The following is an 8818-nucleotide window of genomic DNA, read 5'->3' as shown; positions in this document are numbered from 1 at the left end:
TCTCCGTTTACATTGAATTGGACCGATACAAAGGCGATTCCCTCTCGGCCTTGGTAGATACTTTGGGCTTTACACAGAATGAAATAAATAAGTAGTTGCCGAAGTTTACTTAGGGGAATTCGACGCTTTTGTAGCGGTTTAGGTAGGTTTTGAGGTGAAAACGGTATTGTGAAGCAGTTTGATACAAAATTAATACGACAAAAGGCGATGGATTACCTTGCCCGTCGAGAGCATTCTCGCCGCGAACTTGAAGTAAAGCTAGTTCGTAAATTCCCTGACAGTAATGAGCTTGGCAGCGTTTTAGATACACTTGCGGCTGAAGGCTTGCAGTCTGACCGGCGTTTTACCGGTTCGTTTATCCGCCTGCGAGTGCAAGGTGGCTTTGGGCCCCAACGAATTCGCGCAGAACTGCGGCAGCGTGGCATAAGTGATGCGTTAATTATCGAGCAATTCGCTGAGCAAGATGTGGATTGGTTCGCGGCGGCACACGCGCTATTTCAGAAAAAATACGCGGGAATGGTTTTCGACGACCCTCGGCAGCGATCGAAATGTATTCGATATTTACAATACAAAGGTTACGACCTAGAGCATATTAATGCCCTGTTCTGATTGGCGAAATTATTGCTGCATACTATTTGCGGCGCCGTTAAATTAATTTTTTGTGGGATTGAATGTAATGAGACAACTCTTCGCGACGCTGTTTGCCCTTGCTTTTGCTGGGGGCTTTGGCATTAATGTAGCTACAGCACAGGTAGCGGGCATTAATGACGCGCGGTTTGCCGTGTTAATAGAAAAGTTGGCGCTATCGACGGCTCAGCAAGAAAAAGTGAGTGCGATATTGGCAAGTTACGCCGAGAATGCGGCGAATGTGCGTGAGGGCTTGGTTAAGGTACAGCAAAATATTCAAAGCGCCAATTTGGCTCGACTCGATGCGGATGATGTGCTGCGGATAAGCCGCGAAGCCGGCCGCTTATCCGCCGCACACACGGCGAGCTTGCTCAACACCCAGCGCGGTTTTTACGCCTTGCTCACCGTTGAGCAAAGGCGCAAATACAATGAAATGCGTTCAGAAGCGGTGGCTCAGCAGGCCGGCGGCTTACCGAATAAATAAGTTTTACAACTGCTCAATAATAAACTGCTGCTCGGCCAGCCAGTCGCTTAGCTCACTGGCTTTAGCAGCATTACTTAGCACCGCGACACTGGCACCACCACTGCTGAGATAACGTCCACAAACCCTGACTAAATCAGCGCCGGTCACCGCTAAAACGCGCTGACGGAAACGTCGGCGCTGGTCCAAACTGCGGCCAAAGATATTGCTGTGGTGATCTTGCTTGGCCTCACCCGCCGGTGAGCCTGGTTTATCAATACTGCTCACCACACCTAGAATTGCTTCTTCTAAGCCTTGCGCGGACACGGCGGTGTTCAGCATCCAGTCAATGGACTTGTCAAAATCGTCCAAGGTGTCCTGCAAACGTGGGTCCCGGTAGGAGTAAAACCGGAACGCAGCAATATTGGAGTCCTGGGAGGCGCCGCCGCCGTATGCACCACCTTGTTCGCGGATGACCCTGTGTAAAAAGCCATTTCGCATATACGTAGCCAGTACCGTCAATACGGGTGCGTCGGGATGGTCAGAGGGCACCGTAGGGTAGGCCTTAGCGCAGAAGTTGACCTGTGAATTGGCAACCCAGAATTCCTTTTTCACCTCTCGTATAGCGGGTTGGCTAAAATGGCTTTTGGGCAAGTCATTGAAATCTTGCCAGTGCGGCGCGAGTTCCTTACACAGTGGGCTGAGCCGGTCGTCTTCGGCGATGATTAAGAGTTGGCGTTCAGCCTTGAGCATTTTGCTGTGTATCGCGGCCAGCTTCTGGGTAAGTTTGTTTAGCTCGTCAGGCGCAGCAATTCGTTCGCTCAGGCTTTTAAGCTGACGGATGCCGCTTAAGCCGCCAAGGGCTTGGTTTATTTTGGCAATAGGGCTCATGCCGGCACTGGCGGCAGTCATCGCGAGGCTGTGACCGTTGCCGGTGATACTGGACTCGCGGCGTGCTTTGAGCTGGGCGACGAGGTCTTGGATGCGCTCGGACTCGTCAAAACGCAAGGTTTCTAGAGTGTCGCGCATTAACTGAGCTTGCGCACTGGCATTGCGAAGCAGTGCCTTGGAGGACAGCACTAAATAAGCTTTTAGTTGTTGCTCGTCAGCAATATCGCCGCGCATGCTGGTGTAGGCACTGATGCCACCGCAAACCTGAGCTTGGCGTGCCTGTACCTGCAGGTAATCTTGATCGCCGAGACCAAGCTCAGTGAGCACCTGAGTGTAGATCGCGAGCAGGGATAACTCTTCATCATCTAATTCTGGAAGGGCAATGAGCAATTGTTGGTATACCAAGCCATTCGTGCCGCGACCGTAGCGGGTATAAGGCAAACTACCGAATTGGCCTTGTTCGCTATGCAAGGCAGGCATGTCTAGGGGCACATCGGCCAAGGTCACTTTGGGAAGAATACTGTCGTCTTCTTCGAGAGCTTGACGCTCGATTAAAGCCGCTGCTTGGTCGACAATTGCCTGCTTTTCCTCAGCGCTTAAGCTAGCTTTAATATTCGCTAAGCGCTGCTTTTCAGCTTGCTCGATTCGTTGCTGAATATTTTCGTCGGGGCTCATTATTAAGGTGACGCGATGGGGGTTGTCTAATAGCGACTGTGCCAATTGCTTAATGTAGTCCGGTTCGGCGGCGCGCTTGCGCAAGGCCTGTAAAGCTGGGTCTAAATTGAGTAGTTCAATTGGCTTGCCGCGATGGGTGGCACTGCCGAGGGCAGTTAGTATAAGTTGCAGGCCATAGGGGTAGCCGTCACCGCCGATTTCGCGTTGTTGTAATTCTAATTGGTGGAGAACGGCGTCAACGTCGTCTTTGGCAATGCCATTTTCGGCCACATCCCGCAAGGTCTCTAAAATGAGGGCCTCAACGTCGTCAACCATCTCTGGGCTACTGCCTTCAAGTCCGCAGGCAAAGACCATTTCCCGCATAGAGTCTTCGAGCCCGCACATCGGCGAGGGGGAACTGCCCAAAGTACTTGTTTCTAATGCCCGTAGTAAGGGGCTGGCGCTATTGTCGAGCAAGACGCCGGCAAGGAGTTGTGCTTCTAATAAAGTCTCTAATTGGGTGCTTTTCCCCATTAACCAAGAAACGACGATGTGTGTTTTGTTGCCTTTGTTTTCTGCAGCGGGAAGCGGGTAGCTTTCGTGTACGCGTATGGGGGCGTGGTAGCGCTTCTCGTCGCCGACTTCGATGTGGCTATCGATGGCTTCAAAACGCGCTAAGCCTAACTCCTCAAAGCGGGCTTGGTGCTCGGCGGCGGGTATGTCGCCAAAGGTCATGAATATCGCGTTGCTGGGATGGTAATGGCTTTGATAGAAAGATTTGAGCTGCTCGTAGCTGAGATCGGGAATGGCCTCTGGCTCACCGCCGCTATTATAGTGATAGGTGGTACTGGGGAATAAGTATTTGCATAGGGTGTGCCAGAGCTGACTGGAGATTGAGCTCATGGCACCTTTCATCTCATTGAAGACCACGCCCTTAAATTCCAATTCTGAATCGGGATTGCCGGCTTCTTTGAATTCCACGCGATGCCCTTCCTGGGCGAAATCCAGTGGGTGGAGACGGGAAAAAAACACCGCGTCCATATACACCTGCAACAGGTTCTCAAAGTCTTTGCGATTACTGCTGGCAAAGGGGTAGGCGGTCCAATCTGAGCTGGTAAAGGCGTTCATGAAGCTATTAAGTGAACGCCGGATCATCATGAAGAACGGGTCGCGAACGGGGTATTTTTCACTGCCGCAAAGGGCGGTGTGCTCGAGAATATGGGCAACACCAGTGGAATCTTTAGGCACGGTGCGCAGCGCCACTAAAAACACGTTTTCCGGATTGTCGCTGGCGATATGGTAGTGACTTGCGCCAGTTTTGATGTGCTTGTACTCCGCGATGCTTACGCCAAGTGCAGGTATCTCTTCGCTGCTGATTAAGGTGAAGCTCGGGAATGCGGGAGGAGTAGTGCTGCTAGCGGTGGTGACAGGTGCTGCTTGAGTCATGCTGTATCCAAGTGTCAATGTATGGGGATCAAGGGGTATTCTAGCCGGTGGCAAAGGGCTTGCCTATGACTTATCGCGAAGCGGCTTGTTGGGTGGTATTGAGTTTGCCTAGGTCAAATTTAATACGGTAAATCTTTGGCCAGAGCTTACCGGTGACTAACCAGCTATCGTCATCGGCATCGTAGGCAATACCATTGAGCACGGCTTCCGGATCGAGTGTGGTCGACTGCGCGGCATCAAGTGCAAGCGCACTGAGATCGACCTTTCCCAGTACCTCACCGCTGTGGGCATGAATAATGAGTAAATGGGGTTGGTGCCACTGATTGGCAACAATGTAATCGCCTAGGCATTCAAGTTCATTGAGCTGATCCACTGCTTGGCCCTCATCACTGACAGCCACTGTGTGGCTTAGCTTGTGGGTATTTGGGTCAAACCATTGGAGCAGGTCGCTGCCGTTGCTCATTACCAAATAATCGCCACGTTCCTTATTAATACTTGCGCATAGCCCCCAGCCTTGGCCCTCGTATGTAAAGACACTGAGTAAATTAAAGTGGTGAGGGTCGAGGATCAGTCCCTTACCCGACCGCCACGTGAGCATATACAGTTTGCCTCGGTATAAGGTTAAGCCTTCGGCAAAGAGATTGCTGGGCAGCACGGTGCCGCTAATACTGTCTTCTGGTTTGGGGGGAAAGCTTCGGGAAACGATTTTAGAGTGGCCGTACAAGCCGCTGCTTTCATAGAGCCGGCCTTGATAGAGTTCAAGCCCCTGGGTAAATAGCGCGGGTTGGTGGGGATAGCTGGCAATGACGGTGTAGTCGATCGTATTGCCAAATGCGCTGCTAGTAATGTAAAGCAAGCTCAATAGACTGAGTAAGCGTAGCGTTGGCAGAGCTAATACGTGGCGAAGCAGCGGAGCGATTTTGGTCATGGCGATATCATCGACAGGGTAGTGTATCCATCATACAGGCTACGCGCGCTTTCGCTAGGGCTTAGCAGACTGCGCGGCTAAGCCTGTGAGCGAATGAGCTTGCGAATAATAAAGCGGGCTGGGGAGAGTGCTTCACATTGCTCCCTAGGCAGTGGACGGATTTCATCGGCAATATAGCTCGCCAGTAATTCTGCGCAGAGCGGCGTCGAGGTTAAGCCGCGGGAACCGTGGGCGACGTTAACATAAAGATTGGGGTGGTTTGTGGCGGCGACCGGAATTTTGCGGCGTGCGTCGGTTGTTAATCCCCGGTAATTCTTTTTGAACTCGTCAAGCTGCGGAACCGCGCCGATGATCGGCATATAGTCGGTGCTGGCGCAGCGCAGCGCAGCGCGACCGCCAGTCGGCCTTGCGCCTGGTTTAAGTAAATCGCTCGCGAGATTATTTAGTTGGCCGAGGTTCCAATCGTGATCGGCAACAGTCAACTCACAGTCTTTGTTATGAAGATCAAAGCTGGCACCGACACAGAATTGGCCGTTTACTGGGGGGGCCAAGTAGCCGTCATGGCATATTACACAGCGAGGCGACTGGCTTAGGGCGTCTGCGGCTAAATAGCTTAATTGACCGCGAATGGCTTTAATCGGTAAATACGCAGTTTGCGCAAAGTGCTTGGCGTCGTTGCTATTGGCGATGACCACGGTGTCCGCCTGCAAGACGCACCGCTGTTGCGCATCCAATATCTGCCAGTCACCTTCATGGTGAGTCAGTTGCAGTGCGGTGGTGTTGTTAACCAGCGTAATATTGGGGTGGCTGAGCATTGCTTGGCAAACGCTTGGCGGTGATAGCCAGCCCGCGCCGGGATAGAAGAAAGCCTGGCCAGTCAGCGATATAGCAGACTGCTCATACAGCTCGTCGTCGCTGAGGAACTGCAACCACGTTTGGTCATTGAGTAGCGCCTTTAGTTTGTGAAACTGTTTTATTTCCCGCTCGGACTTTACCAGTTGCAGTACACCACAGAGCTCACCGGTGATCAGCTCTCGGTCTAAAAGATCTTTGTAGTGGCTGAGGGCAAACAAAAAGCTGCTGAGATTAAACTTATTTAGGTCGCCGGGCGTGGCAGAAAGCTTGGTATATAAGATGCCTTGCGGGTTACCTGATGCGCCGCTGGCGGGCGTATGACGCTCAATAAGTGTCACTCTATAGCCGCGTTGGGCAAGGGCGTTGGCCGTACTGCAGCCGGCAAGGCCTGCGCCAATGACCGCAATATGTTTTACCGGTAGTTGTGGTGCCGGTAAATGCCAAGGCACAGGCACCGGGGCCGGTAGCGGGGCGTCGGCGCTAACCCCACGGGTGACCGTACCCCGCAACATTTCTCGTTTGCGACCGTGGCCTTTGACTGTTTCAACGCTAAATCCCTGAGCGAGCAATCCGCGCCTTACAAAGCCAGCGGCGGTGAAGGTCGCAAAGCTGGCCCCCGGCTTGCTTAATTCACCCATACAGGTGAAAAGGGATTCGCGCCACATATCGGGATTGATGGCTGGGGAAAAGCCGTCTAAAAACCAGGCGTCCGCACAATGCCTAGCTCTGATATCGGCATTGAGTGCGGAATTGGGCGCGTCCAATAGGGCGGGAATACACTCCAATACATCGCCAAACAGTAAATCCAAGCAAACTTGTGCACTATTCAACAATCTACGATGCTGCCCGAGTAACAGCGGCGGATAATTGTACTGTAGTATAGCTGCCAGAGACGCGAGTTCGGGCCAGTTGCGATGAGCTCGGCGCAAGTCCTCAGCGGTAAGCGGGTGTTTTTCTACCGAGATGTAGTGAAGCTGCCAGCGTTGGGGCGCAGTTTGCTGCCAAAGCTGCCAGGCCAGTAAAAAATTTAGGCCGGTGCCAAAACCTGTTTCAATAATTGTGAATTTTCCAGTCGTTTCTCTGTCCAGCGCTTGCCAGCGTTCGGCGAGCTTATTGTGAGAGAGAAAGACATGGCGGCTTTCGTCAATGCCGCTTTCCTGGGAATAATAAATGTCGCCGTAATTTGCGGCGCGTGGCGCGCCATCTGAGTCCCAGAGGAGCTCCGCGCTGTGCAGTGAATAGGGACTATTTTCATGTTTGGTGGTCATTGTACAGTGAGTATCAGGACTAGCAGGGATTGTATTGTAACAGTGAAAATGACCAAAACCTCGGTGTATAAATTTTGTTGATTTGGAAAGTGTGGTGCAAGGCCCTTGCCGTCGGTGCGGTCATCTTATTGGCGAGCCAAAGTTGGGCGCAGGCGGTTGATGCCGATAAGGCGAAAGTGACGCTGGCGTTAGCCACGGAACCACCAACGCTGAATAGTGCGGTCGCGACCGACACAATCGCGAGTTTTATTTTGGCGCATTTAATGGAGGGCCTGCTGGTTTATGGCCCTGACGGCGAACTCGCTCCAGGCGTTGCTTTACGCTGGCAATTAGACGCTGACGGCGCCCGTTTTTGGTTGCGCGACGATGCGCGCTGGAGCGACGGCAAGCCGGTGACCGCCCATGATTTTGTATTTGCTTGGCGTCATGCTTTAGATCCTAAAACCGCATCTCAGTACGCCTTTATTTTTTACCCCATTAAAAATGCGGAGGCAGTGAATCGGGGTGAGTTAGGTGTTGCTGAACTCGGGGTCACCGCCATATCGGATACCGAGCTCAAAGTTGAGTTTGCTAGTCCCTGTCCTTATTTTCTTAGTTTGACTGCGTTTATGACCTTTTTGCCACTGCGGGAAGACATGTTGGCGCAATGGGGTGGCCGCTACGCCGCCGACGCCGACAAACTCACTGTAAATGGGCCGTATTTGCTAAACAAGTGGGTGCATGGCGCTCATTTGCAATTGCGAAAAAACCCGCAATATTGGCACGCGGAGTCGGTGCGGATTAATGAAATTGATATGCCCTACATCACGGCGGACCCCAGTGCGCAGTTTAATTTATTTCGCGACCAGCAAATCGCCATGGCGCCACTAGACACCGGCCTATTGGCTGAGGCGGTAAAGCGGGGCTTTGATATTGAGTATTTTCACACTGGCTCACTGTATTTTTTGGAGTTTAACTTCCGTGAAGGCCGCATTACCGCAAACCGTTCCTTTCGCAAAGCCATTCAAAGACTGATTGACCCGGCATTATTAGTAAATAAAATTATCGGCTTGCCGGGTATTCAGCCCGCGTATTCCTTGTTTCCAGTGACAGTTAAGGGGTTAAAAAAGAGTTTCCGCGACGAGTATCCTGTACTGCGGGTAGATCCGGATATCGCCGCAGCGCGGGCGTATATTCGCCAAGCCAAAGCGGAGTTGGGTATTAGCGAAATACCGCCGCTTATGTTGCTGGCTGGCGATAGTCCAAGAGCCTTACAAGAGGCCGAGTACTACCAGTATTTATTCAAGAATGGACTTGGCATTGAGCTGCGTATTGATCAACAAGTTTTTAAACAGCGCCTAGAAAAAATGCGTCGTGGTGACTTTGATTTGGTGTCCGCTGCATGGGGGCCGGATTACGATGATATTATGACTTTTGCGGATTTATTCGCCTCTTGGAATGATAACAACCGCGGGCGCTATGATAATCCCGTTTATGATCGCTGGATTCGCTTAGCGCAAAATAGTAATGATCCCCGCAGCCGGTTTAGTGCGATGGCGCAAATTCAGCGAATCGTAGTTGATGATGTTCCTATACTGCCGACCTATGAAAACGGTGCCCTATATGTACAAAACCCGCAGCTGCGAGGGGTGCGGCGTTCTATTTTTGGTGGTGACCCACTATTTCGCTACGCATGGATCGAGCGCTAAA

At 51.9% G+C, this 8818-nt stretch carries 6 protein-coding genes; 3 read left to right on the top strand and 3 right to left on the bottom strand.

The window, feature by feature from the left end; translation table 11 throughout:
* Positions 1-168 precede the first annotated feature (168 nt).
* Together ABYT30_RS04870 and ABYT30_RS04865 are read left to right on the top strand one after the other, a co-directional pair.
* A complete protein-coding gene (locus tag ABYT30_RS04870; RefSeq protein WP_373095476.1) occupies positions 169-609 on the top strand; it encodes a regulatory protein RecX in 441 nt (146 codons plus the stop codon).
* Between the two features lie 67 nt (positions 610-676).
* Positions 677-1111, top strand: a complete 435-nt coding sequence (locus ABYT30_RS04865) for a Spy/CpxP family protein refolding chaperone (protein WP_373095474.1) — start codon at positions 677-679, stop codon at positions 1109-1111.
* 3 nt (positions 1112-1114) lie between these two features.
* Here the strand turns inward: ABYT30_RS04865 and ABYT30_RS04860 are convergent, their stop codons facing one another.
* From ABYT30_RS04860 to mnmC, 3 genes are all read right to left on the bottom strand, one after another.
* Entirely contained in the window at positions 1115-4078 is a 2964-nt protein-coding gene (locus ABYT30_RS04860) for an insulinase family protein (protein WP_373095471.1), read from the bottom strand.
* A gap of 70 nt (positions 4079-4148) precedes the next feature.
* Positions 4149-5006, bottom strand: a complete 858-nt coding sequence (locus ABYT30_RS04855) for a glutaminyl-peptide cyclotransferase (RefSeq protein WP_373083195.1) — start codon at positions 5004-5006, stop codon at positions 4149-4151.
* Positions 5007-5083: 77 nt separating this feature from the next.
* Positions 5084-7129: a bifunctional tRNA (5-methylaminomethyl-2-thiouridine)(34)-methyltransferase MnmD/FAD-dependent 5-carboxymethylaminomethyl-2-thiouridine(34) oxidoreductase MnmC gene (gene mnmC, locus ABYT30_RS04850; RefSeq protein ID WP_373095469.1), complete on the bottom strand. Its 2046-nt coding sequence runs from the start codon at positions 7127-7129 to the stop codon at positions 5084-5086.
* Between the two features lie 74 nt (positions 7130-7203).
* Here mnmC and ABYT30_RS04845 point away from each other — a divergent pair, with 74 nt between their 5' ends.
* The gene (locus tag ABYT30_RS04845) at positions 7204-8817 is read left to right on the top strand and encodes a peptide ABC transporter substrate-binding protein (protein ID WP_373083192.1); all 1614 of its coding nucleotides are present in this window, start codon (positions 7204-7206) and stop codon (positions 8815-8817) included.
* Position 8818: the final 1 nt, after the last annotated feature.

It is taken from the genome of Zhongshania sp., from assembly GCF_041623545.1.
Taxonomy (GTDB): Bacteria; Pseudomonadota; Gammaproteobacteria; order Pseudomonadales; family Spongiibacteraceae; genus Spongiibacter.
The sequence above is the reverse complement of the archived record's forward strand: the minus strand, read 5'-3'. Positions and strand labels throughout refer to the sequence as shown.